The sequence below is a fragment of the Mycobacterium senriense genome (assembly GCF_019668465.1).
Classification (GTDB): Bacteria; Actinomycetota; Actinomycetes; order Mycobacteriales; family Mycobacteriaceae; genus Mycobacterium; species Mycobacterium senriense.
In genome coordinates this window covers 4509602-4536105 of sequence record NZ_AP024828.1, presented here as the reverse complement: position 1 = coordinate 4536105, position 26504 = coordinate 4509602, and the positions used below count along the sequence as shown (strand labels likewise).

Annotated in this window: 24 protein-coding genes and 2 pseudogenes; 16 read left to right on the top strand and 10 right to left on the bottom strand. The window is 63.7% G+C overall.

Features of this window, described 5'->3' with window-relative positions:
- Positions 1 to 20: 20 nt before the first annotated feature.
- Together MTY59_RS21330 and MTY59_RS21325 are read right to left on the bottom strand one after the other, a co-directional pair.
- On the bottom strand, positions 21 to 557 hold the full coding sequence (locus MTY59_RS21330; protein ID WP_221042919.1) for an alkyl hydroperoxide reductase: 537 nt from the start codon (positions 555 to 557) through the stop codon (positions 21 to 23).
- Positions 558 to 584: 27 nt separating this feature from the next.
- On the bottom strand, positions 585 to 1172 hold the full coding sequence (locus MTY59_RS21325) for a peroxiredoxin (RefSeq protein WP_221042918.1): 588 nt from the start codon (positions 1170 to 1172) through the stop codon (positions 585 to 587).
- A gap of 101 nt (positions 1173 to 1273) precedes the next feature.
- Between MTY59_RS21325 and MTY59_RS21320 the strand changes: the two genes are divergently transcribed.
- From MTY59_RS21320 to MTY59_RS21305, 4 genes are read left to right on the top strand one after another with little or no spacing between them, the layout of a single operon-like run.
- Positions 1274 to 2209 carry a hydrogen peroxide-inducible genes activator gene (locus tag MTY59_RS21320; RefSeq protein WP_221042917.1) on the top strand — a complete coding sequence of 312 codons (936 nt, stop codon included), beginning with the start codon at positions 1274 to 1276 and terminating at the stop codon, positions 2207 to 2209.
- Between the two features lie 26 nt (positions 2210 to 2235).
- Positions 2236 to 2961, top strand: coding sequence for an EthD domain-containing protein (locus tag MTY59_RS21315; protein WP_221042916.1), 726 nt, complete (start codon positions 2236 to 2238; stop codon positions 2959 to 2961).
- Positions 2948 to 3391 carry a PPOX class F420-dependent oxidoreductase gene (locus MTY59_RS21310; protein ID WP_221042915.1) on the top strand — a complete coding sequence of 148 codons (444 nt, stop codon included), beginning with the start codon at positions 2948 to 2950 and terminating at the stop codon, positions 3389 to 3391. The genes MTY59_RS21315 and MTY59_RS21310 overlap by 14 nt, the downstream gene beginning before the upstream one ends.
- Before the next feature lie 18 nt (positions 3392 to 3409).
- Positions 3410 to 4159 (top strand): enoyl-CoA hydratase/isomerase family protein, encoded by a 750-nt coding sequence (locus MTY59_RS21305; RefSeq protein WP_221042914.1) that lies wholly within the window; start codon positions 3410 to 3412, stop codon positions 4157 to 4159.
- Between the two features lie 4 nt (positions 4160 to 4163).
- Here MTY59_RS21305 and MTY59_RS21300 read toward each other — a convergent pair whose 3' ends face one another.
- Positions 4164 to 4349 (bottom strand): (2Fe-2S)-binding protein, encoded by a 186-nt coding sequence (locus MTY59_RS21300; protein ID WP_221042913.1) that lies wholly within the window; start codon positions 4347 to 4349, stop codon positions 4164 to 4166.
- Positions 4350 to 4688: 339 nt separating this feature from the next.
- Between MTY59_RS21300 and bfr the strand changes: the two genes are divergently transcribed.
- From bfr to MTY59_RS21250, 10 genes are all read left to right on the top strand, one after another.
- Positions 4689 to 5168: a bacterioferritin gene (gene bfr / locus MTY59_RS21295; protein WP_221042912.1), complete on the top strand. Its 480-nt coding sequence runs from the start codon at positions 4689 to 4691 to the stop codon at positions 5166 to 5168.
- 88 nt (positions 5169 to 5256) lie between these two features.
- Complete coding sequence (locus MTY59_RS21290; RefSeq protein WP_221042911.1) at positions 5257 to 7329, top strand: MDR family MFS transporter; 2073 nt, start codon at positions 5257 to 5259, stop codon at positions 7327 to 7329.
- 65 nt (positions 7330 to 7394) lie between these two features.
- Entirely contained in the window at positions 7395 to 7889 is a 495-nt protein-coding gene (locus MTY59_RS21285; protein ID WP_221042910.1) for a carboxymuconolactone decarboxylase family protein, read from the top strand.
- A gap of 107 nt (positions 7890 to 7996) precedes the next feature.
- Positions 7997 to 8878, top strand: coding sequence for a TIGR03854 family LLM class F420-dependent oxidoreductase (locus tag MTY59_RS21280; RefSeq protein WP_221042909.1), 882 nt, complete (start codon positions 7997 to 7999; stop codon positions 8876 to 8878).
- A 57-nt stretch (positions 8879 to 8935) separates the two neighbouring features.
- Positions 8936 to 10288 carry a type I glutamate--ammonia ligase gene (locus MTY59_RS21275; protein WP_221042908.1) on the top strand — a complete coding sequence of 451 codons (1353 nt, stop codon included), beginning with the start codon at positions 8936 to 8938 and terminating at the stop codon, positions 10286 to 10288.
- A 6-nt stretch (positions 10289 to 10294) separates the two neighbouring features.
- Entirely contained in the window at positions 10295 to 11428 is a 1134-nt protein-coding gene (locus MTY59_RS21270) for an amidohydrolase family protein (protein WP_221042907.1), read from the top strand.
- 86 nt (positions 11429 to 11514) lie between these two features.
- Positions 11515 to 13479, top strand: coding sequence for an adenylate/guanylate cyclase domain-containing protein (locus tag MTY59_RS21265; protein WP_221042906.1), 1965 nt, complete (start codon positions 11515 to 11517; stop codon positions 13477 to 13479).
- 134 nt (positions 13480 to 13613) lie between these two features.
- Complete coding sequence (locus tag MTY59_RS27855; protein WP_221042905.1) at positions 13614 to 13868, top strand: DUF3761 domain-containing protein; 255 nt, start codon at positions 13614 to 13616, stop codon at positions 13866 to 13868.
- A 159-nt stretch (positions 13869 to 14027) separates the two neighbouring features.
- Positions 14028 to 14861: a lysophospholipid acyltransferase family protein gene (locus MTY59_RS21255; protein ID WP_221042904.1), complete on the top strand. Its 834-nt coding sequence runs from the start codon at positions 14028 to 14030 to the stop codon at positions 14859 to 14861.
- A complete protein-coding gene (locus tag MTY59_RS21250; protein WP_221042903.1) occupies positions 14861 to 15295 on the top strand; it encodes an SRPBCC family protein in 435 nt (144 codons plus the stop codon). Before MTY59_RS21255 ends, MTY59_RS21250 begins: the two co-directional genes overlap by 1 nt.
- 15 nt (positions 15296 to 15310) lie before the next feature.
- On the opposite strand, the pseudogene MTY59_RS21245 reads toward MTY59_RS21250, so the two are convergent.
- A pseudogene (locus MTY59_RS21245) lies at positions 15311 to 15412 on the bottom strand (nuclear transport factor 2 family protein); the annotation flags it as partial.
- A 739-nt stretch (positions 15413 to 16151) separates the two neighbouring features.
- Between MTY59_RS21245 and MTY59_RS21240 the strand changes: the two are divergent.
- Complete coding sequence (locus tag MTY59_RS21240) at positions 16152 to 17042, top strand: hypothetical protein (RefSeq protein ID WP_221042902.1); 891 nt, start codon at positions 16152 to 16154, stop codon at positions 17040 to 17042.
- A 62-nt stretch (positions 17043 to 17104) separates the two neighbouring features.
- Here MTY59_RS21240 and MTY59_RS21235 read toward each other — a convergent pair.
- The 3 genes and pseudogenes from MTY59_RS21235 to MTY59_RS21225 form a co-directional block, all read right to left on the bottom strand.
- Positions 17105 to 18497 (bottom strand): annotated as a pseudogene (locus tag MTY59_RS21235) (ISNCY family transposase).
- A 383-nt stretch (positions 18498 to 18880) separates the two neighbouring features.
- The gene (locus tag MTY59_RS21230) at positions 18881 to 19726 is read right to left on the bottom strand and encodes a hypothetical protein (protein ID WP_221042901.1); all 846 of its coding nucleotides are present in this window, start codon (positions 19724 to 19726) and stop codon (positions 18881 to 18883) included.
- A 136-nt stretch (positions 19727 to 19862) separates the two neighbouring features.
- Complete coding sequence (locus MTY59_RS21225) at positions 19863 to 21176, bottom strand: HEPN-associated N-terminal domain-containing protein (protein WP_221042900.1); 1314 nt, start codon at positions 21174 to 21176, stop codon at positions 19863 to 19865.
- A gap of 261 nt (positions 21177 to 21437) precedes the next feature.
- On the opposite strand from MTY59_RS21225, the gene MTY59_RS21220 reads away from it, so the two are divergent.
- Entirely contained in the window at positions 21438 to 22028 is a 591-nt protein-coding gene (locus MTY59_RS21220) for a recombinase family protein (RefSeq protein ID WP_221042899.1), read from the top strand.
- 90 nt (positions 22029 to 22118) lie between these two features.
- Here the strand turns inward: MTY59_RS21220 and MTY59_RS21215 are convergent, their stop codons facing one another.
- The 3 genes from MTY59_RS21215 to MTY59_RS21210 all read right to left on the bottom strand — a co-directional run bounded on the left by MTY59_RS21215 (position 22119) and on the right by MTY59_RS21210 (position 26419).
- Positions 22119 to 22949: a nucleotidyl transferase AbiEii/AbiGii toxin family protein gene (locus MTY59_RS21215; protein ID WP_221042898.1), complete on the bottom strand. Its 831-nt coding sequence runs from the start codon at positions 22947 to 22949 to the stop codon at positions 22119 to 22121.
- Positions 22946 to 23980, bottom strand: a complete 1035-nt coding sequence (locus MTY59_RS27850) for a hypothetical protein (protein WP_347881626.1) — start codon at positions 23978 to 23980, stop codon at positions 22946 to 22948. The genes MTY59_RS21215 and MTY59_RS27850 overlap by 4 nt, the downstream gene beginning before the upstream one ends.
- 951 nt (positions 23981 to 24931) lie before the next feature.
- Positions 24932 to 26419, bottom strand: a complete 1488-nt coding sequence (locus tag MTY59_RS21210) for a class I SAM-dependent DNA methyltransferase (RefSeq protein ID WP_221042897.1) — start codon at positions 26417 to 26419, stop codon at positions 24932 to 24934.
- Between the last annotated feature and the right edge of the window lie 85 nt (positions 26420 to 26504).

Here is a 26504-nt window from a genome sequence, read left to right as displayed (position 1 = left end):
CATTGGACACGGCGGCGCGATCAGCCGACGGTCGCCAGCGTCTGGGACGCGATGATCGCTTGTGCCACGCCGGAAACGATCGCCGCGGTCTTCAACGCCTCCTGGATGGTTTCCCGGCTGACCCCGGCTTCGCGCAGCGTGTGCTCGTGGGCGGCCACGCAGTCCGGGCATCCGTTGATCGACGACACCGCGAACGACCACAGTTCGAAGTTCACCTTGTCCACGCCCGGATTGGCGATGATGTTCATCCGCAACCCCGCGCGCAGGTCGTCGTACTTGCCGTCCAGGAAGCCGCGGCCACGGTAGAACACGTTGTTCATGCCCATGATCGAGGCGGCTCCCAGCGCCGCGTTGTATGCCTCGGCGGACAGGATGTCGGCCGCCTCGGATCCAATCTCGTTGAGCACCTGCGTATTCCGGGTCGCTGCGGCGCTGGCCAGCAACGTGCCCCACAGCTGCTCCTCGTTGAGCTCGGTGGTGCGGGTGATCGAGCCCAGGTTGAGCTTGAGATCCTTGGCGTACTCCGGTAGCGCTTCCTTGAGGTTTTCTACGCTCATCTCGCCTCCCAATCCGACCTTATGCGATCAGGCCGACTGCTTGAGCAGCTCGGTGGCGTCCAGCGTCGGGTCACCCTTACGCCAGTTGCAGGCGCACAGCTCGTCGGACTGCAGGGCGTCGAGGACGCGCAGCACCTCTTCGACGTTGCGGCCCACGGAACCCGCGGTGACCGAAACGAACTGGATCTCGTTGTTCGGGTCGACGAGGAAGGTCGCCCGGTCGGCCACGCCGTCGGCGTTGAGCACACCGGTGCCCAGGCTGAGCTCCCGCTTGATGTCCGAGAGCATCGGGAAGGGCAGCTTCTTCAGGTCCTCGTGCTGGGCACGCCAGTTGAAGTGCACGAACTCGCTGTCGATCGAGACACCCAGCACCTGCGCGTCGCGGTCTTCGAACTCGTCGTTGAGCTTGCCGAACGCGGCAATCTCGGTGGGGCATACGAAGGTGAAGTCCTTCGGCCAGAAGAACACCACGCGCCACTTGCCGGCGTGGTCCTCGTTGGTGACGGTGGTGAAGTAGTCCTCAGGCTGCTTGGCGTCGACCTTGGACAGATCGCCCGCGATCAACGCAGTGAGCTCGTAGGCGGGGAACTGGTCGCCGATGGTCAGCAGAGGCATGTCGCTCCTTTTTTGGATTTACTCAAGATTAGCTTTCCTTCACCATGCTGCCGCGTACCCTAGTTGAAGTAAAGGTGATATTTCCCACTAGACTTATAGGCATGCCCGATAAGAGTTATCAGCCCACTATTGCCGGCCTGCGCGCGTTCGTCGCAGTCGCCGAGAAGCGCCAATTCAGCAGCGCTGCAACGTTTCTCGGCGTAAGCCAGTCGACGTTGTCGCAGGCACTGGCGGCGCTGGAAGCCGGGCTGGGCACCCAGCTCGTTGAGCGCTCCACCCGGCGTGTCTTCTTGACAGCGGAAGGAGCCCAGCTGCTGGCGCGCGCCCAGGCCGTCGTCGAGGCGGCGGATGCATTCAGCGCCGCGGCCGCGGGCTCGTCGGACCCGCTGCGGGCAGGCATTCGGCTGGGGCTGATACCCACGGTGGCGCCCTATGTGCTGCCGACCGTGCTGGCCGGCGTCGTCGAGGAGCTGCCGGGGCTCACGCTGCGGGTGACCGAAGACCAGACCGAGCGCCTGTTGGCGGTGTTGCGCGAGGGCGCCCTGGACGCGGCCCTGATCGCCTTGCCCGCCGAGGGCGCAGGCGTCACCGCGATCCCGATCTATGACGAGGATTTCGTGCTCGCCCTGCCTCCGGGCCATCCGCTGGCGGGCAAGCGCCGGGTGCCGGCCACCGCCCTGGCCGACCTGCCGCTGCTGTTGCTGGATGAGGGACATTGCCTGCGCGATCAGGCACTCGACGTCTGCCACAAGGCGGGTGTGCGGGCGGAGCTGGCCAACACCCGGGCCGCGTCATTGGCGACCGCGGTGCAATGTGTGACCGGCGGTCTGGGCGTCACGCTCATACCCCAGAGCGCGGTGCCGGTCGAGGCGTCCCGAAGCCGTCTGGGCCTCGCGCAGTTCGCGGCACCGCGCCCGGGGCGGCGGATCGGTTTGGTTTTCCGCTCGTCGAGCGGACGCGACGAGTCCTATCGCCGGCTGGCCGCGCTCATCGGCCGGTTGATCGGCAGCCAGCACCAGGTCCGGCTGGTCAAATAGCCGGCCGGCGACTGTAAGTTCTGCGTATGGAGAAGGTCATCGCTGTGCTGATGCGTGCCGAGCCGGACGACGCGTGGTGCGCCCGGCAACGGGGCCACGTCGCCGACGCGCTGCTGCAACTGGGCGTCGCCGGGCTGCAGTTGAACGTTCGTGACAGCACCGTGCGCCACTCGCTGATGACACTGACAACCTTGGACCCACCGGTGGCCGCCGTGGTGAGCATGTGGACCCAGCAGTGCTACGGCGACCAGACGACGGCGGCACTCAAATTCCTCGCCCAGGAATGTGAGCAGCTGGCCGCTTACCTGGTGACCGAGTCGGTCCCGTTGAGTGCGCCCGCCGTCGAAGCCGGTTCTCGCACACCGGGCTTGGCCAACATCGCACTGCTGCGCCGGCCCGCCGACATGGACCAGGCAACGTGGCTGAACCGTTGGCAACGCGACCACACCTCGGTGGCCATCGAAACGCAGTCGACGTTCGGCTACACCCAGAATTGGGTGGTACGGGCGCTTACCCCGGATGCGCCGGGAATCGCGGGCATCGTCGAGGAGTTGTTCCCGATCGAGGCCATCACCGACCTCCACACGTTCTTCGGAGCCGCCGATGACAAGGAGCTACAGGACCGGCTGGGCCGGATGGTTGCCAGCACAACCGCATTCGGCGCCAACGAGAACATCGACACGGTGCCGACCAGCCGCTACGTGTTCGAGACACCTTTCCGGGAAGTGAGGACCAGCCATGACAACACTTGACGAGGCTGTGGCACTGGCCAAGGGAGAAAGCGGTCTGGCGGTGATCTCCACGGTTCGTGCCGACGGAACCGTGCAGGCTTCGCTGGTCAATGTGGGCCTGTTGCCGCACCCGGCGAATGGCCAACCCGTCCTGGGCTTTACCACCTACGGCCGGGTCAAGCTGGCCAACCTGCGCGCCCGGCCACAGCTGGCCGTGACCTTCCGCAGCGGGTGGCAGTGGGCGACGGTCGAGGGACGCGCGGAGTTGGCCGGCCCCGACGACACCCGCCCCTGGCTGACCGACGCCGACCAGTTGCGATTGCTGCTCCGCGACGTGTTCACCGCCGCGGGCGGCAGCCACGACGACTGGGACGAGTACGACAGGGTGATGGCCGCCGAGGGCCGCGCCGTCGTGCTCATCGCTCCAACCCGCGTCTACAGCAACGGCTAGCCTCGCTAGGCTGCTCGCGTGACGCTGCAAATCGATGACCAGAACCGGGTACGCACCCTCACGCTGAACCGGCCCGAGGCGCTCAACGCGTTCAACGAAGCCCTCTACGACGCCACTGCCGAGGCCCTGCTGGCCGCCGCCGAGGATCCCGAGGTCGCGGTCGTGCTGCTGACCGGCGCGGGGCGCGGCTTCTCCGCCGGCACCGACCTGGGCGAGATGCAGGCCCGCATCACAGACCCCGACTTCACCCTGGGCAAGCACGGTTTCATCGGGCTGATCGATGCGCTCAGCGCGTTTCCCAAGCCCCTGATCTGCGCGGTGAACGGCGTGGGGGTCGGAATCGGGGCCACCATCCTCGGCTATGCCGATCTGGCGTTCATGTCGTCGACCGCCCGGCTGAAGTGCCCGTTCACCAGTCTGGGCGTGGCGCCGGAAGCGGCGTCGTCATATCTGCTGCCCCAGCTGGTGGGCCGGCAGAACGCGGCCTGGCTGTTGTTGTCGTCGGAATGGGTCGGCGCCGAAGAGGCGCTGCGGATGGGCCTGGTCTGGCGTGTCTGCGAACCGGACGAGCTGCTGGCACAGGCCCGTCAGCACGCGGAAATCCTTGCCTCCCGGCCGATTTCGAGCCTGATGGCCGTCAAGCACACCATGATGGAACCCGTCAGGCCGGAGATCGTGGCGGCCACCGCCCGGGAAAACGCGCACTTCGCCGAGTTGATGGGCGCACACGCCAACGCCGCGGCCCTGGCCGACTTCAACAAACGCTGACGCGCTAGATCGACGGAGCCGTCTCCAGCTTCGCCTGGGCGGCGAGGATCGCGCGCAACGTGCGTCGGCAGCGGCCGCAGTCACCGCCGGCGCCACACGCGGCTGCGATCTCTTTGGAGGTCGATGCGCCCTGTGCGACCACGTCGCACACGGTCTGGTTGGTTGCCCCAACACAGAGGCACACGTACATCAGCGCACCTCCTGCACGTCGGAATCCCCTTCGTCGAGAGCTCTGTCCAGCGTGTGCGATTTCGTCCCCGGCTTTGGCGTTCCCAGTCATCGGGCACCATGGCGATGAGGCCGAATGCGCATGCCGCTTATTAGTGGAGTCTAACCTAAGTCCGTAAGCCGAGTCTAACCTAACCAAGGGGCGACTTACTTCACTCGGGACGTCACTGAGTGCAGCCAAACCTTGCTGGAACATTCCAAGCGGCCGTGGCAAAGTGCTGCTACAGCCCAGGTTTGTGCGCTCCAGCCCAGCGCGCCCGCCGCGGAACACACGACAGCCGCTCACACCTTAGGAGTGACAATGCAAGGGGATCCGGAAGTTTTGCGTCTGCTCAACGAGCAGTTGACCAGCGAGCTCACCGCGATCAACCAATACTTCCTGCACTCCAAGATGCAGGACAACTGGGGTTTCACCGAGTTAGCTGAGCACACCCGGGCCGAGTCCTTCGACGAGATGCGACACGCAGAGGCAATCACCGACCGCATCCTGTTGCTCGACGGGTTGCCGAACTATCAGCGCCTCTTCTCACTGCGCATCGGCCAGACGCTGCGCGAGCAGTTCGAGGCCGACCTGGCCATCGAATACGACGTGATGGAGCGGCTCAAGCCGGCGATCATCGTGTGCCGGGAAAAGCAGGACTCCACCACCGCGAACCTCTTCGAAGAGATCGTGGCCGACGAGGAAAAGCACATCGACTACCTCGAGACCCAGCTCGAGTTGATGGACAAGCTGGGCGTCGAGCTGTACTCGGCGCAGTGCGTGTCGCGGCCGCCCAGCTAATTCTCGAAGCGCCGCCTTACGCGGGGGTTTGGTTGCCACCGGTTGACCGTGGGCACTCATTACCATCGAACGCCGTGGGAAGGCAGGCATGACGAGGGCGACACCAGCAGCGGCTCGGGACGGCCACGCTTCGGATTCGCAACCCGGCAATGTCGTGGCCGACTCGCGGCGACGCAATTTCATCTTCGTGGCGATCCTGCTCGGCATGCTGATGGCCGCGCTGGACCAGACGATCGTGGCGACCGCGTTGCCGACCATCGTCGCCAATCTCGGTGGCGCAGGCCATCAATCGTGGGTGGTCACCAGCTATCTCCTCGCTTCGACCATCATCACCGCCCTCGTCGGCAAGTTCGGTGACCTGTTCGGCCGCAAGCGGGTGTTCCAAACGGCCGTCGTGTTCTTTGTCGCCGGATCCGTGCTGTGCGGGCTCTCGAGTTCGATGGGCATGCTCGTCGCGTCGCGCGCACTGCAGGGCATCGGCGGCGGCGGGCTCATGGTGACGGCCATGGCCCTGATCGGCGAGGTGATCCCGCTGCGGGACCGCGGCCGCTACCAAGGCGCGATGGGAGCGGTGTTCGGTGTCACCACCGTGATCGGTCCCTTGCTCGGCGGCTACTTCACCGACCACTTCACCTGGCGGTGGGCGTTCTGGATCAACGTGCCGATCTCGGTCGTGGTCTTCTTCGTGGCGGCCGCCGCCATCCCGGCGCTGACTGAGCGCACCAAACCGGTCATCGATTATGCCGGGATCGTGTTGGTAGGCCTGGGCGCCGCCGGCCTGACACTGGCCACCAGTTGGGGCGGGACCACCTATCCGTGGGGGTCGCCCACGATCATCGGCCTGTTCGTCGGCTCGGTGATCGCGTTGTGCATCTTCGCCTGGGTGGAGAGCCGCGCCGCCGCGCCGATCCTGCCGGTCCGGCTGTTTCGGAGTTCGGTGTTCACCGTCTGCTGTGTGCTGTCTTTCGTGGTCGGGTTTGCGATGCTGGGCGCCCTGACGTTCCTGCCGACGTACATGCAATTCGTCGACGGTGTCTCGGCCACCACGTCGGGCCTGCGCACGTTGCCGATGGTGATCGGGATGCTGACCACCTCGATGGGCAGTGGTGTCATCGTGGGCCGCACGGGCAGATACAAAGTCTTCCCCATCGCCGGCACCGCCGTCATGGCGGTGGCGTTCTTTTTGATGTCGCGGATGGACCCGTCGACATCCGCTGTCGTCCAATCGGTGTTCCTCGTCATCCTCGGCGCCGGGATCGGGATGTGCATGCAGACCCTGGTCCTGATCGTGCAGAACACTTCGAGCTTCGATGACCTGGGCGTCGCGACCTCCGGCGTCACCTTCTTCCGCACCATCGGCAGCTCGTTCGGAGCCGCCATCTTCGGTTCGCTGTTCACGAACTTTCTGCACAGCCGGATCGGCCCGGCGATGCTGGCCAGCCGCGCGCCGGCCGCAGCCGCCGCGTCGCCGGAGGCGTTGCACCGGCTGCCTCGCCAGGTGGCCGCCCCGATAGTCGCCGCCTATGCCGAGTCGCTCACCCAGGTTTTCCTCTGGGCGGTTCCGGTCGCGCTGGTGGGGTTCGTGCTGGCGTTGTTCCTGCGCGAGGTCCCGCTCCAGGAATTCCACGACAGCACAGTCGATCTCGGTGATGCGTTCGGAATGCCGACCAGCGAGACGCCGGACCAGATGCTGGAGAACGCGATCGCACGGATGATGCGCGGTGAAACCGGAATGCGGTTGCGCAGCATCGCGATGCGACCCGATTGCCGGCTCGACGTCGCCGGGCTGTGGGGAGTCCTGCGGATCAATCGGTACACACAGATGTACGGGACCGCCCGGCTCACCGACATGGCCGACTATCTGCAGGTACCGTTCGAGGTTCTCGAGCCCACCTTCGCCCGCTTGGTGTCCGGCGGCTACGTGCAGCGCGACGGCGAGCAGTTGTGGCTCACGCCGGCCGGGGGGCAGCAAGTCGCCTACGTACAGTCGCTGCTGCTGGCGTGGCTCGTCGACAAGCTCGCCCGGTCACCGGGTTTCGAGGGACGCCCGGACCGTCGCGCGGTAGAGGCCGCACTGGAACGTGTTGCGCATCGCGTTCTGGCTCAACGTGATTGGCATGAGGAGCAGCCAACCGTGGCGATCCCGTCGGCCGCTCGCTAGCGGGTACCCATCCGCATTCGCCGACATCCCCGACCGGGGTCTTGACGCGGGCGTACCATCACGCCATGAGCCGAATCGGAACATTTGCTGACGACGACCTGGCCGGCTGGTTTGCGAAGTCTCCGGACATCGGCGGCGCGCTGGGTGGCTTCAGCCAGGCGGTCTACACCAAGAACCGGTTGCCGTTACGCACCCGCGAACTGGCCCGCGCCGTGATCGCCCATCGCAACGAATGCGTCGTCTGCGTCAACACCCGTGACGAAGACGGACCCGCCGCCGGCGTCGACGAGGAGTTGTACGACCACGTCCACGAATGGCCCACCTGGCCCGGCTACAGCGACCAGGAGCGGCTGGCCGCCGAGTTCGCGGACCGATTCGCCACCGACCACACCGCCCTGCGCGACGACGAAGACTTCTGGAGCCGTTGCGCAGAACACTTCTCGGACGAGCTGTTGGCCGACCTGGCCCTGTCCTGCGCGCTGTGGGTGGGCATGGGTCGAGTGCTGCGGACCCTCGACATCGGCCAGGCCTGCAAGCTCACCATCCCCAGCCGCGGCTAGCTTCCCGCCCTCTGAGCCCGGGCAACCCGCGATGACGCGCGCGCCGGGCACAAATGGTGGCGCGGTGATGTTGCGGTGTGGGTGAGAGAACTCAGAGGGAGGCGCGGGTGAAGATTCGCTTCGGCGTCGGCCTGGGTGCCGACACCGCGCCGGATCAGCTGGCCGCCATCGTCGATCAGCTCGAGGCCGGCGGGGTGGACTCGCTGTGGTTTTCCGAACTGGTGTATTCGCCGGCGGTCGATCCGGTGGTCGGCATGGCGTATGCGCTCGCGCGGACGACCCGGCTGAAGGTGGGCACGTCGGTGGCCGTGCTGCCGGGGCGGCATCCGGTGCTGGTGGCGAAGCAATTGGCGTCCCTGGCGGCCGTCGCGCCCAAGCGGGTGCTTCCCGTCTTCGGTCTGCGCTCGGCGATACCGGCCGAACGCGAGGTGTTCGTGGTCCCCGACGGCGAGCGCGCGGCAGTGTTCGACGAGTCGCTGCGACTGCTGCGGGCAGCGCTGGTCGAGGAGTCGGCGACATTCAACGGCCGGTATTTCAGCGTCACCGACGTGGCCGTCGCCCCGAGACCGACACCGCCGCTGGACATCTGGGTGGGCGGTTCGGCGCCGGCGGCGTTTCGGCGCATCGGCGCGCTGGGCGACGGTTGGCTGGGCAGCTTCCTCACCCCGGCGGAGGCCCGGGCCGGGCGCGAAGCGATCGAGCGGGCCGCCGCGGACGCCGGCAGGAGCATCGAACCCGACCACTTCGGGATCTCGTTGGCCGTCGCCGACGCGGAATTGCCCGCCGATCTGGCTGCGGCGGTGCGCCGACGTCGCCCGGACCGCGACCCCGGCGAGCTGATCGCCGCCGGGTGGGATCAGCTGCATCGGCGACTCGACGCCTACATCGAGGCGGGATTGACGAAATTCGTCATCCGACCGGTGGGCAGGCCGCCGGTGGATGGCTTCCTCGATCGGTTCGTCGCCGAATTGGTTACCCGGCAGAACTGAGCGTGCGGGTACGCCGTTTACCGTAGGGCGAGATCCGAGGTTGGGAGAATGACAGCCATGACCGGCACACCGCTTGCCGCCGCGGCCATTGCCCGACTTGAAGCCGAAGGCGTCGACACGGTGATCGGCACCGTGGTCAATCCTGCCGGGCTCACCCTGGCCAAAACCGTGCCGATCCAGCGAATCAACACCTTCGCAGATCCCGGGCTGGGGGCCAGCCCGTCCTGGCACGCGTTCGCCATCGATCAGACCGGCATCGCCTTCACCGCCGACGTGGGCGTGGTGGGGGACCAACGTCTTTGTATCGATCTGTCCGCGTTGCGCATCGTCGGTGACGGTCTGGCGTGGGCGCCCGCCGCGTTCTTCGCTCAGGACGGCACGCCGGTTCCCGCCTGCAGCCGGGGAACGTTGCGACGTCTCGAGGCCGCACTCACCGAAGCCGGGGTAGAGGCCGCGATCGGGCACGAGATCGAATTCCTTCTGGTCGGCCAGCACGGGGACCGGCTGCCGTCGACATTGTGGGCGCAGTACGGCCTGGCCGGCGTGCTGGAGCACGAGGCGTTCGTGCGCGACGTGATCGGGTCGGCGACGGCTGCCGGCATCGCGATCGAACAATTTCACCCCGAGTACGGCGCCAACCAGTTCGAGATCTCGCTGTCACCGCAAAGCCCGGTGGCCGCAGCCGATCAGCTGATCCTGATGCGGCTCATCATTGGCCGCGCCGCCCGTCGCCACGGGCTGCGCATCAGCCTGTCGCCCGCGCCGTTCGCCGACGGCGTCGGATCCGGTGCCCACCAGCACTTTTCGCTGGCGACGTCGGAAGGCCCGCTGTTCTCCGAAGGCCCCGAAACCCACGGCATGACGGAGGAGGGGGAGAACGCGATAGCGGGCGTGGTCCGCGGTCTGCCGGAGGCCCAGGGCGTGCTGTGCGGCTCCATTGTCTCCGGGCTGCGGATGCGTCCCGGCAACTGGGCCGGCGCCTATGCGTGCTGGGGCACCGAAAACCGCGAAGCCGCGGTGCGATTCGTCGTCGGCGGGCCGGGAAATCCGCGCGGCGGCAATGTCGAGGTGAAGATCGTCGACCCGTCGGCGAACCCGTACCTCGCCTCGGCCGCCGTCCTCGGGCTGGCCCTGGACGGCATCAAGTGCCAGGCGGCGCTGCCACCGGAGATCACGGTCGACCCGGCCGTCCTGTCCGATTCCGACCGGGACCGCGACGGCGTCGTGCGCCTGACCGATTCGCAGGCCGAAGCGATTGCGGCACTTGACGGTTCGGAGGCCATGCGCCGTATCCTGGGCGATCCGGCGGTCGACATGGTGGTCGCGGTTCGCCGCCTGGAACAGGAGCGCTACGGCGACCTGGCGCCCGAGCAGCTGGCGGACCAATTCCGCATGGCCTGGAGCCTGTGACCGGTTATGGTCTCCGACACCCGCGCCCTGTCCCAGCACATCGGTCAAGTGGCGCTGGTCGATCAGCATGTCCACGGTTGCTGGCTGACGCCCGGAGACCGGCAGCGATTCGAGAACGCACTCAACGAGGCCAACAACGAACCGATCGATTACTCGGGCTTCGACTCACAACTCGGATTCGCGATGCGCGCGCACTGCGCCCCCGTCCTGGGGCTGCCCAAACACGCCGACCCGCAGGCCTATTGGGAGCGGCGCAGTCAATTCGAGGAGCAGGAGCTGGCGCGGCTGTTCCTGGCAGCCGCCGGCGTGAGCGACTGGCTGGTGGACACCGGGATCGGCAGCAGTGATATCGCCGGGGTCGCGGACATGGCCCGGCTGTCCGGCGATCGTGCGCGCGAGGTCGTCCGCCTCGAGGAGGTGGCCGAGCAGGCCGCACAGGCGCCGGGTGACTACGCCGGCGCGTTCGAGGAGATCCTGCACCGGCGCGCCGTCGGCGCGGTCGGCACCAAATCGATTCTGGCCTACCGCGGCGGGTTTGACGGCGACCTGAGCGAACCGTCGAGGGCGGAGGTCGCCGAAGCCGCGAGCCGGTGGCGCGAGCGCGGCGGCACCCGATTGCAGGACAGGGGCCTGTTGCGGTTCGGGTTGCATCAGGCGCTGCGACTGGGCAAACCGCTGCAGTTCCACGTCGGGTTCGGCGATCGTGATTGCGACCTCCAGAAGGCCAATCCGCTGCTGCTGGTTGACTTTCTGCGCGACACGGCGGACGTCCCGATCGTCCTGCTGCACTGCTATCCCTACGAGCGCGAGGCCGGCTACCTCGCCCAGGCGTTCAACAACGTCTATCTCGACGGCGGCTTGAGCGTCAACCACCTGGGGGCGCGGTCACCAGCCTTCCTTGCTCGATTGCTGGAGATGGCGCCCTTTTCCAAGATCCTGTATTCGTCCGACGGATTCGGCCCGGCAGAACTGCACTTCCTCGGCACGGCCTTGTGGCGCAGGGGCATTGATCGGGTGTTGCGAGAATTCGTGGACCGCGACGACTGGAACGAGGCGGACGCCATCCGGGTGGTCGACCTGATCGCCCGCGAGAACGCCGCGCGCATCTACGACCTGGTACCGCAGGGTTGTCGGTCGTGACAGTGAGCCCAGACCGAACCGGCTCCTGGCGTCGCAGGCCGATGGATGTACGCCGGGGATCGAGGCTCCGTACGGCCAACTGGCTCATGCATCTGGCGTTGCCCATGCTGGCGTTGTGGCTGCTGCTGGACAAACCCCAGATCGACCTGGAGTGGGCCAATCGGGTGGCCCATTTCATCTTGGTGCTGGCCGCCTCGACCGTGAGTGTCGTGTTGGGCGCGCTGATCGCCCGGGCATCACGAGCGCGGGATGACGCCCGCCTCTGGCTGGTGTCGCTGGTGTTCATCACGACCGCCGGCTTTTTCGGAGTGCACGCCGTCTTCACCCCCGGCGTCCTGTTCGACACGTCCGATGCGGATTTCATGTTGCCGACCCGAATGGGCCTGGTGCTGGCGGGAATAGCGGCGCTGGGTTCGTCGATGAGATTCAGCCCCGAGAGAAGCGTCCGCCTGTGGGCACTGCGCCGCTCGTTGATGGTCCTGGTGGGCGCGTCGATGGCAGCCTGCGCGGTCACCATCCTGTTCGGATCGCTCGACCGGCTCCCTAATCAAGAGCTGGTGGAACGCGTGGAGGAGGGTGCGGCGCTGGTTGGTGCCGCTCTTTTCGCTATCGCTGCGCTTGCCTACCTTCCGATCTACCGGCGTCGCCCGGCGGTGGTAGTCATCTCGGTGCTGACGGCGTTCATGTTGCTTTCCGAGTCGGCGGTGGCCCTTGCGTTCGGGATGAGCTGGCATGCCTCCTGGTGGCTGTGGCACGTGCTGATGACGACCGCCTTCTGCTTCATCGCGTATAGCGCCCGAGTCCAATTCCGCCGCGAGGGCACCGTCAAGGGGCTTTTCGATGCGCTTGCCACGCAACAGACCATCGCCACTTTGCGCCGCGACTACACGGCGGCGCTGGAATCGATGGTTGACATGCTGCAGCGCCGCGAGCGGGGTGAGCGGGTGCCGGCCGCCGCGGCCACCGCCGCCCTTGCCGACCGGTTCGAAATCACCGAGCAGCAGATGGCAGTGCTCAAACGCAGCGCCGAAACCGTGGGCGCCGAACGAGAACGCGTCCGCAAGCTCGGCGAGCTCGTGGCTTTGGGCCAGGAAACCAGCGTCATCCAGGACGAGGATGCCTTGCTTGCCCGCGTGCTGGCGGCCCTCGCGGAAGCCTTCCCGGACATCGTTTTTCGGATCGGCCGGATGAGCGCCGGCGAACTCAGCTTTGCGGAGGGGTCCGCCGCCAGGCGTAGCGACAGCTGTCCGGATCCCGCAGTTCTCGAACTTCCACTGACGGTCAAGGGCCAGGTCGCGGGGATGATTGAGGCCCGAACACCGGCCGGCGCCTTCTCGGACGCCGATATCGCACTGCTGTGGTCGTTCGCCATGCAGTCTTCGATGGCATTGGAGAACGCGCGGCTTTACCAGAACCTCGACGGCCTGTTTCGCAGCTACATGTCACCCGCGGTTGCTACCGCCCTGGTCGCGGATCCCGACCAGGCGGGCCTGGGAGGCGCGATCGCAGACATCACTGTGTTGATGGCCGACTTGCACGGGTTCACCGCATTCACCGAAGCGACCTCGCCGGCGCAGGTTGTCGACATGCTCAACGCCTACTATGGCGCGGTCGTTCCAGTCATCCTCGAGGCCGGCGGCACCGTCCTGCCCTTTGCCGGCGATGCGGTGGTGGCGATCTGGAATGCTCCGGTGCGCCAGCCCGATCACGTGTTGCGGGCCGCCCGCGCCGGGCTGGCGCTGCACGCCGTCGTCGAGGAGGTGGCCGCCGGACACGATGAGTGGCCGCGCTTTCGGGTCGGCATCAACACGGGTGCTGCGCTGGTGGGCAACGTCGGCGCGCTGCAGGTACGCAACTTCACCGCAATTGGCGACACGATGAACCTGGCGGCACGGCTGCAGGGCCTGGCCCACCCGGGCCAGGTGGTCATCGGCCCCGATACCGAAGCGGCGCTTGGTGATTCGGCACAAGTAACCATGCACGGATGGGTGGCAGTGAAAGGCAAGCGCGATCCCGTCCGGCTCCGGGTGCTGCACGGGCTCGGGGACTAGCAAAAGCTCTCATCGACCGCCGGCCGAAGGATTTCACGAATTCCCATGTGGTCAGCCGTTCGGACGCATAGGCTTCGAGCGACGAATCGGGAAAACGTCACCAAACTGTCGGTAGAAGACGGAGGTTTGGGCACGTGTTGTCCCGTGCTGCATTCGTCATCGCAGCCATCGTCACAGCCGCCACCGCGTTGGTGCCATCGGCCTACGCGTCACCCAGCGGCGGGTGCTACACCGCCAGTTCAGGTGACTGCGTGCCGTATCCGCAAAAAGGTGGCCCACAACCGCAGGGCGCCACGGCCCAGTGCTCAGATGGAAGTTGGTCTTTCAGCGAACACCCGCATGCCAGTGGCACCTGCCACGGCCACGGAGGCGTCCAGCAGTACTTGTAGCTGACGGTAGAACGTTGGATGGTCAAAATACGAGGGTGACCATCTCCACGTGGTTAGGCAGGGTTCGAACTCAAGGGGTGGTCGATCTCATCGCCCGCAAGAAAGCCGCGCGCACCTACCGCGTTTGACCCCCGGTAACGCCGGGGTATGCCTCCCGTCATGGCGACCGCGAAGGGCGTCCTGAATTGGGCTCGCGACAAGGTTGTGTCGTGGGTGCCCAAAGCCGACCTTGACCAGCGGGATCCGGATTACATTCGCGACCAGCTACCTGGAACCTGGCTGCTGGCGTCGTTCTACTTCAGGGCGGACGTACGGGGCCTGGATCGCATTCCGGCCGAGGGGCCGGTGCTGCTGGTGGGCAACCACAGCGGCGGCAACGTGCCGCCCGACACCTTCGTGTTCACGCTCGCCTTCTGCTCCTATTTCGGCGTCGAGCGGCCGTTCTACCAGTTGGCCCACAACCTGGTCGTCTCCGCACCGCCACTGGGATGGTTGCGCAAATTCGGCACGGTCGCCGCCAATCCCGAGAATGCTCGTCTCGCACTGGATTCCGGCGCCGCGCTGCTGGTCTACCCCGGCGGTGATTACGAGGTGTTCCGACCCTCCTGGGAACGCCACAAAGTCGACTTCGGCGGGCGCATGGGCTATGTCAAGCTGGCCCGCGAGGCCGGGGTACCGATCGTCCCCGTCGCGAGCATCGGTGGGCAGGAAAGCGCGCTCTTCCTCAACCGCGGGCAGTGGCTGGCCAAGTTGCTGATGGCCGACAGGTTGCTCCGACTCAAGAGCATTCCGATATCGCTGGCGCTGCCCTGGGGCCTCAACATCAGCGACCTGGCGGGCCACATCCCGTTGCCCACCAAGATCGTGATCGAGGTTCAAGACCCGATCGAGGTCGACGGCGACGATCAAGCGGTGCACGACAAGGTGATGGCCTCCCTGCAGGGGGGTGTCGACCGGCTGGCCGCCGAACGACGATTCCCGGTGATCGGCTGATGCGCGTCGAACGCCGTTGCGTCATCAACGCCGACCGTGCCGCCGTCTGGAAAATTGTCAGCGACCCGGACTGTTACCCGTCGTTCATGGCGAATCTGGAGCGATGGGAGTCGTCGAACGACCAACCACCCGGCGTCGGTGCGCGGTACACCGTCCACTGGAAGATCGGCTCCGTACCCGTTGGCGGGGTGATCGAGGTGGTCGAGTTCGACGACGGCCGCGACCTCGCCTGGGTGGGAATCACCGGCGTAACGCTGCGCGGGCGAATGCGGTTGCGCGACAGAGGCGACGGCTGCACAAGGGTGACATTTCGGCTGTCGTATCAGGCGCCCGGGGGAATACTTGGGTATATCGCCGATCGGATCGCCGTGCGCCAGGTGGGGCGCACGCTGACCGAAACGTTGAAACGCCTCCGGAAACTGGCCGAGTCATAGCCGCGAAAAGCGTTGTCAGACCAGTGCTGAGGCGTCGAACACCCAACTCACGTCGCCCGTCGCCAAGCCCTCGAAGTGGTTCGGGGGAGCGAAGGCCACCAGGCTGTTCATGTCCCATAGTCTTTCCGTAGCCATGACGAAGCGCAATACCCTGAGCTGCGAAAACAAGGTCGCAAGCGGACGCTGAGGGCCGAACTATTTGGACGTCAGCAAACGATCCTTCGAGGCGATTCACCCTTCCGCCCGCTTGCCCAGCCGGAATGTGCAGTCCTGGGGGCGCTACATGACTGCGGAATCGATTGCAGGAATTTTCACAATTTCCCGTGTGAGCAACTCCGCGGTCGAATACGCTCCCATCGACGAATCGGGCGACGTCACCGAACATCGACGGCACCATAGGGAGGTTTGGGGGTATGTTGCGCCGCGCGATATACCGTGCTGTAGGCATCCCTGTCGCAATCCTGCCGATGTTCGGATTGGGACAAGGCCTCGCCCATGCTGATCCGAATCAGACTTGTACGGCTCCTGTTTGGGTGACCGACATGGGCGTCCCCATCGGTTCGCGCACCACCTGCTTTAACCCGGACGGGAGCTATCAGGTTTGCACCTCCCTGGGAACGGCCGGCAACGGTCCCGGAACGTGCATAAACTACCCGGCTGCCCCCGCCCCCAGTCCTGGGGGACTGATCCCGATAAACCCGCCCGTTCCGGGAGCCCCACCACCTCCTCAGCCGTAGTCACGGGTGAAGATTTGGTCGTGATCTTCCGTCATGCGCATCTGGCATCGCAGCAGCAATCGCCCCGGCCCCTTGGGGTTTGGCGTCATCGGTCCACTGGGTAGGAGGGCGATCAGGTCGTGGCAGGGCGCATAAAGCAGATAATCGCCATCGCCGCCATCGGCCTGGTCGCTGCCGGGTGCGCGCCATGGTTTCCAACGTCACGGCCGAACAGCGCCAAGACAGAAACTGTCATACCGACGACTATGCCGGTCAGTGCGCAGGTCCGCAGGTGGTATGCCGACGTCCAGCCGTACTTCGCAGAATTGGCTGATGCAAGCCGCAACATGGTGACAGCCGCCCAGGCTAAGGATCTGGTCGGCTTCGGGTTTGCGTGCGAGAAGCTGCACGACGCCGCCGGGAATATTCAGGCGCATATGCCGACGCCCGACCTCGATCTGACGAGGGAGTTGCAAGGCGCAATCAGCGATTACGATGCTGCCAGTCGTTTCTGCATCGCCGGCAGTCAGAACCTAAACGTCGGTGAATTGGAGGACAGTCTCCCTCTGCTCCGATCCGCAAGCGTGAAAATGGATACCGCTACCGGCATCCTGCACAGAGATACAGGTGATATCAACGCGATTCCACCCACAAGCACGCAGCCGACCGTCTCAACTCCTTCGTACGGCCTGCCAGGAACTGATGGGCAAGGCTTCGTGGCCTCCTACGCCCGATGCGAACCGGGAAATTCACCGGCTTTGATGGCGCAGACCACCAAATCTCAAGTGGTGGTTTGTCAAACCGGACCAGGCGACTATTACTACCGTGGCGTGCGCATGAGCGACGGAGCCAGTATCGAACTCGCTAACGCCGTCCGCACATCCAGCGGATTCGACATCACCAACCCAGCCGACGGAACGCGCTATCAAGTACGGCCCAATGTGCTCAACATCATCTCACCGGGCGGCCATGTGGACTCGGAACCTATGGTCCAATACGCGCCTAGCTACTTCGACCTGAAAAACGGTTGATGGTCTGAGGGCGCTCGAGCTGACGGCCGAGGCTGGTCGATCGGGCTGCTGGTCTGCGCTGTTCATGCGGCCAGGGCGCTGATCTTGACCAGGTTGTGGGCGAAGACTCCGTGTCCGCACCAGGTTCGAGCTCCCGTCAGGGTGGTCAACTCGGTGCGGTTCCAACCGTAGCTGCGTTTGAGGTGGTTGATCCGGCCTTCACATCCGGTTCGCCATTTGATCTTGGTGCGGAATGCTCTTCGGTGTTCGAACTCCCGGCGGGTGGCACTGGGCTTATTGGCACGCGGGATCGCGACGCGGCGAACCCCGAGGTCGTGCAGTTCGGTTTCCACCGACGCGTATCCATAGCCGCGATCAGCAGTCACCGCTGTTGGTGCACCACCGGTGCGTTCTGTTATGCGTGCGATGGCCGGCACCAATTGCGGTGCATCAGCAGGGTTTCCGGTCTCGACGGTGTGGTCGAGGATGACCCCGTCGGCGTTGTCTACGACCTGGGCTTTGTAACCGAACTCCACCGGCTTACCGAGCCGACCCTTGCGGATGGGGCGGGCATCGACGTCATGGAAACTGACCATCCGGGTCGCTGAATCAGGCATCACTCCGGCCAGCCGGCTGCGGGTCTGAGCCACCACTAGAGCGGTGCGTTGCAACAGCGTATCGAGGTCATTGATCGCTCGGCGCAATTGGCCGCAACGCCGACCGGTCGCGGTGGGCAGACTCCGTCGGGCGTTGCGCAGCACCGCCTGGGCATCACGCACCGTCGATTCGGCGATACCGGCCAGATCCCCGGTAATCCGCAGCACCGCAGCCTGGCCCTCCTCGCGCGCCGCTGCACCGCGCAGACGCAGCTTGGCCGCGATCGAACGGGCCCGCTGCCCCGCGGAGCGACTGCGGTCGCGCACCCGGGTGCGCGTCGCTCCGCCGGCGGCTTGAATACGCGTGATCGTGCCAGCGATGCTGCCCACGGCCTTGGCCAACAAACCCGAGTCGGTCGGATAGGCCACCGCCGCTGGCACCACGGTGGTATCCGCACGGACCTTGTCGGTTCGCAGCAATTTGCGCTCGGTGGCTTTGGCCAACAGCGCATCGTTGAGCCCGGCCACCGCAGCATCGCCGCACCGGCGGGTCAGCTTCATCAACGTGGTCGGATGCGGGACCCGTGTGCCGAACGGGATTCGGCAAAACCGTTGCCAGGAAATCGAATCACCCACCTCACGACACAGCGACTCATAACCCAGCCCGTAACGGAACTTCAGGAACATCATCCGCAGATAGGTCTCCATCGGTACCGACGGACGCCCCCATTCGTGCGTCGAAAAACGACACGAAAGGCGCGAAGAACGCTGGGTCGTCGAGCAGCCTGTCCACCCGCGCCAATTCGTCGGGCAACACCAGCAGCTCCGACGGCAGTATCGCGTCCCACAACGACGGCTGGTCGTTTAAAGTTCTCAGCACGATGGCCTCGATCCCTTCTTGCCCAAGGGTTCGAGGCCATCATCTCGTCAAACAACGGCCACTTCAGCCACCGCCACACCCCGACTTTTTCAGGTCGAAGTAGCTAGGGGATAGCCAGTGACCAACAGGTCCGGTGCTGCTTCGGTAGTTGCCCCAAAATCTCAAGTGCGCGCTATGCTTCCTTGGCATGAACCTAACACCCGAAATACGTTGTGTTGCAGTGCGATTCGGATCTTTCTGTTGATGCGAAACGCATTGCAGGGGTTGGGGATTCGGGCACATTATCCGAAAACGTGGTTCGCACAGCGAACGACCCGGAGGGTCGCGGAAGTGTTGTCCGGCTAGGGATCTTGCCCCACCCCCTGGCCTGAGGGCACCTAACTTTACTTCTGAGGTATTCGATCCGAATCCTCGGTGGTATAGAGGTTGTGAAACGCCTCTCTCATTGTGCCACTTGCTTTCTCATTCGAGTCGAGGATTCCTGTTATGGGTTCTAATCCATGCAGGTGCCTATGACGATTCATGATGATCATCGCGTAGAAGACTACGGCGCTGAGATAATTTACTAGTTGCTGCGTATCGACGGTAACGAGATCCCCTTCGCTGAATCCAAGTCGTTTCGCCTTCTGAACAAACTGCGCATCAGCGATGCCAACGCGGTGTGCCCAGATATGTCTGATCATCTGAGAGTGGTAAACCTGATCCTTGATCTCTGGAGGTACCGGACCACTCAGATCCAGGTACTTCAGGATCGCCTCGCACCGGGAGGCCCCTGCACCTTTCCCGATAGCATCTTTGATTCCGTCCAATACGACTGCTGCCTTGTCCTCACCGTCTGCGAAGAGCTGAGTTATCGGGACCTTGATTCTCGAGATGTCCTTGTCCCTCAGAGCCTCTGGGCGTTCTATGATCAGTCCCTTTACGAAGTCATCAAACGAGGACTCGAATGCGCTCCATATGGCGACGATGATCAAACCATTGCGGCGGGGGTCTTCGCGGTTAGGGTCCAACTGTTGACGCAGCTTCTGTGTGAGCTTGTCGTCCGGACCGGTATCTCCACGCTCTGCCTTTCCCTCATCCATGAGGTACGTGAGGAACGAAGTACCTATCTTCGTCAGGATCCCGCCGATCGTTCCGCCCATTCCGCTTGCGAGCGTGCCCATAATCACCGCCAGGAAGTTGGTGATTGCGTCAGCGGCGGGGGTTTCGAGCCACTCATCTTGTGTCATTTTTGGCACCCTTAGTCCCTGGTAACAAGCACCGCTAATAAGACCACGGTGGCGAATGCGGTTTCTCAGATCTACTTTCAGGTCGTCCCACTATGGTCAACTGCTACGAACATCGCATGATCTGGGAAACCGTGTTCTAGTGGCGCTCCCCATCACCACTCGCCCAAGGCGGTCTGGCCCGGTGAGACGGCCCAGCATCTACGCCGGAATATTGCCGCTCCACCCGGTAGGTAATAACTGTCTCGGGGTCGAGCGCGAGCGCTGGTTCAGCGCCGACGTCACCGTCGAACGGGTCATCTACGTCATACTCGGCGGCTGGATCACCAAGTGTGGCGCACTCCGATCGACTGAAGAAGAGCACGTAGGTGCAGTTTTCTGTCTGCGCACTCGGTAGTGCGATCCCGTCGAGCTTGGGCTCGGGCACCCACCGCAGGTACTCGGTCAGTAGCTGAGTTGGGGCGTACTCGACGTGTTGCCGACCGTCCGGGATCACGGGTGCAGCGATGTAACGGACGAACGACGAAAGGAACCGTCCCATCCGGGCGTGCTCACGCTTTTCAAGGCAGAACGGCGAGATAGGCGCCGGCGAGCTTGTTAGGTCAAGGATTCGGAGTCCCCGCGTATTAGTGAACTTGCCGATGACGGCCAGAGGCTCGACACCATGGCCTGCTATTTCGGCGACGGCGGTCTGCGGATCACCTGACGCGTAGAAGAGTGCAACTCCCGCTGGCGACATCCGATTCGCGGCTGCCTTCTTGGGAGGAGCGGGTCCTAGATCGTCACTGTGTCGGTTGAGTAAATCAGGGTTTTCACAAAGACGGCCACGATAGAACCCTGTTCCGGGTGGCAGCTGTCTAACGAGTCCCAGATCTGACGTCGCGTACAACAGCACGGACTCTAGGAAGCGGGCCAGCCTGGCGGGAGGATCGGTGGGCGAGCCCATGCCGACAACCATCCGAGACTGGTGCATCGCAGTCTGGGCGAACTGTTCCCACGCATAATCGAGGCCGTCGGTGTCGGAGGCCGTGAACCACGATGTCCACGTAGTTTGATAGCCGATAGCCGAACTGATCAGTTCGATGATTCGGTCGGAGTACGCATTGTCGAATGCCCCATCAGCAATGTCTTCGACGACGTCCCATGTGTCGATCTGGGGTCCGACAAGTACACCGTCCTCGCTGTCCCACGGCAACACCGCTTCTGCATCTGCGTAGAAGTGCCTGACGGTTTCGACCACTGCATACATGAGTTTCTCTAGCGGAACGGCGAACGAGGCATTCTTCTCCGAAGGCCGAGCCGTGCCGCAGACCGCGCAGTTGTGCTCCGTGACGAAGTCTTCAAGACGTTGGGACAGGCAGGGATCGGTGATGTGATCAATGCACACGCCACCCTCGATCTCACCAAATCTCCGGTCTTCGAGCTCAGCCGCTCGGTTCTTAACGAGTCCCATGAACTGATCGAAGCATCGATGAGGCCCGCGTGGAGGTATTGACCAAGCCGAGTCACGTCGACGTCGTGAATCCGCGATGTCCGACCACCCTAATTACATAGGGGAGGGCGCGCGCACAGTGTCTCATTTCTAAAGAATTGAGACATCCCCGTCGGGATCGCCCGGCTTTCAGACAGTGCCAGTTCATGATGTCTCATAAGTTGACTCAAAAACATTGTCGCAATACTTGAAGTTCTGAGACTTCTGAGACATCCTCGGTACATGACCGCTTCTGCAACCGCCCCGGGTACTCAACTTGGATACGCCCGTGTTAGCACCGGGCACCAGTCCCTCGACCAGCAAGTCGATGCCCTGACCGCAGCGGGTGTCGATGCCGATCGGGTCTACTCCGACAGACTTTCGGGAACCTCGACGCGGGAGCAGAGGCCAGGCCTCGCTGCGCTCTTGGACTACGCACGGGAGGGCGACGCCATTGTGGTTGTCGGCATCGACCGTTTGGGCCGTAACGCTGCGGAAGTTATGGCGACAATCCGTGAGCTTGGAGAGGGTGGGATCGTTTTGCGCTCTCTCCGTGAAGGTATTGACACGTCCAACGCGACGGGTCGGATGGTGGCCGGCGTCCTGGCGAGTCTCGCGGAACTTGAGCTGGAGTTGGGCCGGGAGCGCCGCTCGGCGGCGCGTGAGGCGCGTCGAGCACGCGGTCAGGCGATTGGTCGGCCCAAAGCGTTGGACGCATCGAAATCTGCGCTGGCGCAGCGGATGCATGCGAGCGGCGAATCGGCCAGCACCATCGCGAACGCGCTGGGTGTCAGTCGAGCCACCGTCTACCGCGTGCTGGGAGAAAAGACTTGACGACTAAAGCTGGGCTTCTGTCTGTCCACGAACGGCCAGTTGGGGTCTGATTTGGACCAGGTGGGTGGCCTTCCGTGCGAGATGATGGTGTCAGGCCAAAAGGTGTCCGGTGAAAGCCGCGACAGCGAGCTGAGCGTCAGCCGCAGCAGTGGCCCTGTCAATTTCGGGATGGTCCAAAGTGATTTGGGTTGCGTAGGCAACAGTTCCCTGTGCGTCGCTAGCCTCAAAGTTGGCTTGGAGATCTAAAACCTGCGTACGGATTGTGCTAATTACGGACGTGCCGAAGACCTCGAACACTCGCTCGGCGGCCGCGGTAGGGCTGCCGTGATCGTTGTTGAGCAGCACGAACGCGATGTCGTACCAGTCCTTTGCTTTACGCCGTCCATGCGCTGCGGCCATCTTGGCAAGCAGAAAACCTGCAAGGCCGGTGACATTGATTTCAGCCTCACGCCAGGTTCCGTGGTCGTTAGCCCCAATTTTGTGAACCGTCGTGTCCTGAGCTGCGTAGCCCGTCCCACGCAGATTCACAGCTCCGAGTTCGTTACATTCCGCGAACTCAATGATGGCCTCGTTCGGTTGGTTGCCAAGGTCGGCGAGCAGTTCGAATTTGACGACGGTCGGCGAATCAGCGAGCTTCCATCGCCAGATGTACTCACCGCCCGGCTTGAATCCGGCGTTAAGCAGAGCAGTTTCGAGCCGACCGGCTTCGACAGAGCCTCCGGCGATCTCGAGATCGACCTGGACATCGACATCGGTTGTACCCGCATGCCGCTGATCGGAGTGGGCGCACAGCAGCGCCGGCACCAGGCCACCAAGCAGGACAAATCCTGGGCGTCCACCGTAATGGTGTGCTACGCGCACGAGGGCAAGCTCGGCGGCTTGCCGCGCCGCCTCTGACCGCTCTGGTTCTTCTTCGCTCATTTGGTCATCTCCTGACGTAGATGTTCAGCGGCGTCTTCTCCGCGTACGCCAGTTGTGCGCAAATCCGCGTAGACACGCGGCCACAACACCGATCTGAACCCGTGGACGTCCTCGACGGTTAACTTATCTCCGGCTGGCGTTGGAAATGGGCGCAATAAGAGTCGGCCGCCATCCATTTCTCGTAGGCCAGCGGCGTAGGCCGCACGGCGAAGGTCGCTCGGCGCACGCCCCGGTAGGTAAATCTCCATGGGAGATACCTCGGTCTGCACGGGTGCCATCACCCTCGCCGACAGAGCGCCGGTGGCGGCCCATGAAATGCGGTTCTTCGTCATGATCTGACCGAAGTCAATCGCGTCTGCGACCGGGTGCCGCCAGAGAACTCCTACACGTAACGCAATTGGTGACCGCAGCCGCTCAGCGGCGACGGCGTAGGCGTCCAGCAACTCATTGCGGTCCAAAATTTGGCGAGCAGACCCAGGGCCGCGAGCCTCAGTTCTGGCGAGGTGTCCATCCTTTTCAAGGAACTTCAGGGCTTCTGCAGCGCTGCCCGTCGAGATGCCTGTGACCTCCACTACCGAGGAGACAGTCGGAAGGGCGACTTCAGCGAGCAGTGCCTCACATACGGCCAGAGTTGCAGGGCGCCAGCCCACTCGACTATCAAGCGGAACAGGCGGGATGCCCTCGGTTTCGATCCTGATGGTCGTTCTCGTTGATGGGTCCCGGTAGTGGAGGAAGGCGGCGCCAGATTCGTCAACCCATCCCATGCCAGCGTCACGCGCCGCCTTTCGTGCACCGGGCGACATCGATGGGGCGACCAATATATCGGGCCGTAGGTCATCTTGCACCGCGTCAGCAACCTGTTGCGGCCAGCCGACCGGCAGCCATCGAACGCGGAACTCTACGTCGTCTAAGGTCACGATCGTGTCGCGCCTGCGGTCCTTTGCCGGACGCCCCCGTACCGCCCCGCGATACACAGCTCGCAGTGCGTTTACAGCTCGGTCAGATGACAGCACAGCAAAATTATACTTCATCTGGGCGCCATACTTCACTCTTACAGTGAAGTAACGCAATACAGTGAAGTATACAAATCGCTTGATCGCTTCTACCAGGTAAATCAGCCTAGAGCTCGTTAATAAGGGGTAGACGGGAGCCTGGATCTCCTGCGATCGCCACAGCATTCAGCTAACTAACCGTTGACCGGGCGCGCCGAACGTGGTCCCGTGCAGGTATCTCTACGTGCGCGGTAACCCCTGCCGCCTCTGTGTCACGATGAAACAAGCCCTGCGATGGTGTCACGACGCTGTCACAAGTAGTGGCGACGGCAACGCCCAATCGTCGACATGCACGGACGCCGAGCTGCAGGTCACCCGACTCCGTCGACAACCGGAAGCCTTCTGGACCTACCAAATCGACTCCCCGAGCTTGGATACGCGGGTTCGATTGCTCTCATCAGCTCTGCCTTGAACGCTGCTAGGCGAGCCAGATGTCGAACGCCGTTCTCCTACAGGCACCGTACCGGTGCTCGGGTTGCCGGCTTGAGTCGAGCGGCGCTGGTAGCGTTTAAGTCGCGATGCACGGCCGCAGCCAAGTCCGTGCGAGGGATACGGCCCGGCAATGTATTCCTATGGCCGTCGAACGCCGTAACAACCAACGATGACCCTCCGCTCCGGTGCGGCAGAGGCAAGTTGTCGGAGGTTGTCCATGCTCACCTGCATCGTCGTCTATGCGGCCGCAACGCTGATCGCAAGGTTGTCCTGGCTCGTCTACTGCGCGTGGGTCTCCCAGAGCCAACCCAAGCAGGCCGCGGCAATAATTTCGGCCGCGGGTCAACACTTTCCGTTCAAGCGTTCTCCGCGGCGGAAGTCCCGCAGCTGACCCCACGCCTTAATCGCGTTGCTCCCCTTAGCAGTCAGCTGGACGAGGACGGCCACCACATCGGTGTACTCCTCGTCCGAGTGGATGGACAAGAGCGCGTTACCTGATTATTTCTCATGGGCGGCGACGCTGGACGCCTCCAAAACGGCGGCGACGGCCTCAAACTCGGCGAGCGCGGCAGTCAGGTCCTCGACGATCTCGCGGGCGATGATTTCAGGGGCAGGGAGGTTATCGGCATCCTCGAGCGACTCGTCGCGCAGCCAGGTGATATCGAGGTTGACCTTGTCACGGGCCAGCAGGTCGCTGTAGGCATATCGCTGCCACCGCTCGGACTCGGCGCGCTCGTCGCGCTTGCCGACGAGGTACGAGTCGACGAACTCGTCGAGGTGATGCCGGCGTAGCGGGTTCTGTTTTAGCGTGAAGCGCTGGTTGGTGCGAAGGTCATAGACCCACAAGGCCGCCGTCCACGGCTTTTCGGAGGCGGGTTTCTTGTCGAAGAAGAGCACGTTCGCCTTCACGCCCTGGGCGTAGAAGATTCCCGTCGGCAGGCGAAGCATGGTGTGTAGGTCGAAGTCGGCCAACAGCTTTCGTCGCAATGTCTCTCCTGCACCGCCTTCGAACAACACGTTGTCAGGGAGAACGACTGCAGCGCGGCCGTTGATGTCGAGGATTGTCATGATGTGTTGCAGGAAGTTCAGCTGCTTGTTACTGGTCGTCACAACGAAGTCCTGGCGCTCGATCTCCACGTCCTCGCGGGCTTCTCGCCCGTCTGCCCCGACCGTCATTAGCGACGATTTGCGTCCGAACGGCGGGTTGGACAGCACCACCGACCAGCGCATGCCGGGGTCGGCGATGAGCGCATCACGGACTTCGATTAGCGAAGCACCGTCGGCGGTGCCGATTCCGTGCAGCAGGAGATTCATCGCCGCCAGTCGCGCGGTGCCGTCGACCAGTTCGTAGCCGCTGACGAACGTGTCGCGCAGATGATCGCGTTGGCTCGGCGTGAGGTCGCCGGCGTCCTCAGCGACGTGCTCGTGGGCAACCAACAGGAAGCCTCCGGTGCCGCAGGCCGGGTCGATAACGGAGTCATCAATCGTCGGATCGACGACATCGACGATGGCGTGGATGAGGTCACGGGGCGTGAAATACTGGCCAGCCCCAGACCCCTTGTCGGAGGCGCCTTTAGCCAGCAGTTCTTCGTAGGCGTCGCCCTTGAGGTCAGTGCCCGAGGCCGACCAGTTCTCATTATTGATGAGGTCCACGATGAGCCGCTTCAGTTTGGCGGGATCCTGAATCCTGTTCTGCGCCTTGCGGTAAATGGTGCCCAGCGTGCCGGGCTGCTGAGCCAGGCCAACGAGGATCTTGGTGTACTCGACTTCTAGATCAACGCCCTCGGTGTCCAGCAGCTTCTGCCAGGAGAACTCGTCGGGGACGATCTTCTGTGGGTTGAGCGCCCGCGTCGCGCGCTCGTGCGCCATCTTGAGGAACAGGAGGTACGTCAACTGCTCTGTGTACTCGATGACCCCGACGCCGTCGTCACGAAGCACATTGCAGTAGGACCACAGCTTGTCGACCAGGCGGCGTGAGTCAGTCATGCGTTCCTCAAGTTTGGTGTGAAGGGTATACGTCCCGCGTCTAAAAATTGACTACGCACTTTTGTCGATACCTGCCGAACAATCA

Bases quoted from the DNA above. Each gene is read 5' to 3' on its own strand.
- MTY59_RS21330 (WP_221042919.1), bottom strand. From the start codon at position 557: ATGAGCGTAGAAAACCTCAAGGAAGCGCTACCGGAGTACGCCAAGGAT.
- MTY59_RS21325 (WP_221042918.1), bottom strand. From the start codon at position 1,172: ATGCCTCTGCTGACCATCGGCGACCAGTTCCCCGCCTACGAGCTCACT.
- MTY59_RS21320 (WP_221042917.1), top strand. From the start codon at position 1,274: ATGCCCGATAAGAGTTATCAGCCCACTATTGCCGGCCTGCGCGCGTTC.
- MTY59_RS21315 (WP_221042916.1), top strand. From the start codon at position 2,236: ATGGAGAAGGTCATCGCTGTGCTGATGCGTGCCGAGCCGGACGACGCG.
- MTY59_RS21310 (WP_221042915.1), top strand. From the start codon at position 2,948: ATGACAACACTTGACGAGGCTGTGGCACTGGCCAAGGGAGAAAGCGGT.
- MTY59_RS21300 (WP_221042913.1), bottom strand. From the start codon at position 4,349: ATGTACGTGTGCCTCTGTGTTGGGGCAACCAACCAGACCGTGTGCGAC.
- bfr (WP_221042912.1), top strand. From the start codon at position 4,689: ATGCAAGGGGATCCGGAAGTTTTGCGTCTGCTCAACGAGCAGTTGACC.
- MTY59_RS21290 (WP_221042911.1), top strand. From the start codon at position 5,257: ATGACGAGGGCGACACCAGCAGCGGCTCGGGACGGCCACGCTTCGGAT.
- MTY59_RS21285 (WP_221042910.1), top strand. From the start codon at position 7,395: ATGAGCCGAATCGGAACATTTGCTGACGACGACCTGGCCGGCTGGTTT.
- MTY59_RS21275 (WP_221042908.1), top strand. From the start codon at position 8,936: ATGACCGGCACACCGCTTGCCGCCGCGGCCATTGCCCGACTTGAAGCC.
- MTY59_RS21270 (WP_221042907.1), top strand. From the start codon at position 10,295: ATGGTCTCCGACACCCGCGCCCTGTCCCAGCACATCGGTCAAGTGGCG.
- MTY59_RS21265 (WP_221042906.1), top strand. From the start codon at position 11,515: ATGCATCTGGCGTTGCCCATGCTGGCGTTGTGGCTGCTGCTGGACAAA.
- MTY59_RS21255 (WP_221042904.1), top strand. From the start codon at position 14,028: ATGGCGACCGCGAAGGGCGTCCTGAATTGGGCTCGCGACAAGGTTGTG.
- MTY59_RS21250 (WP_221042903.1), top strand. From the start codon at position 14,861: ATGCGCGTCGAACGCCGTTGCGTCATCAACGCCGACCGTGCCGCCGTC.
- MTY59_RS21230 (WP_221042901.1), bottom strand. From the start codon at position 19,726: ATGACACAAGATGAGTGGCTCGAAACCCCCGCCGCTGACGCAATCACC.
- MTY59_RS21225 (WP_221042900.1), bottom strand. From the start codon at position 21,176: ATGGGACTCGTTAAGAACCGAGCGGCTGAGCTCGAAGACCGGAGATTT.
- MTY59_RS21220 (WP_221042899.1), top strand. From the start codon at position 21,438: ATGACCGCTTCTGCAACCGCCCCGGGTACTCAACTTGGATACGCCCGT.
- MTY59_RS21215 (WP_221042898.1), bottom strand. From the start codon at position 22,949: ATGAGCGAAGAAGAACCAGAGCGGTCAGAGGCGGCGCGGCAAGCCGCC.
- MTY59_RS27850 (WP_347881626.1), bottom strand. From the start codon at position 23,980: ATGAAGTATAATTTTGCTGTGCTGTCATCTGACCGAGCTGTAAACGCA.
- MTY59_RS21210 (WP_221042897.1), bottom strand. From the start codon at position 26,419: ATGACTGACTCACGCCGCCTGGTCGACAAGCTGTGGTCCTACTGCAAT.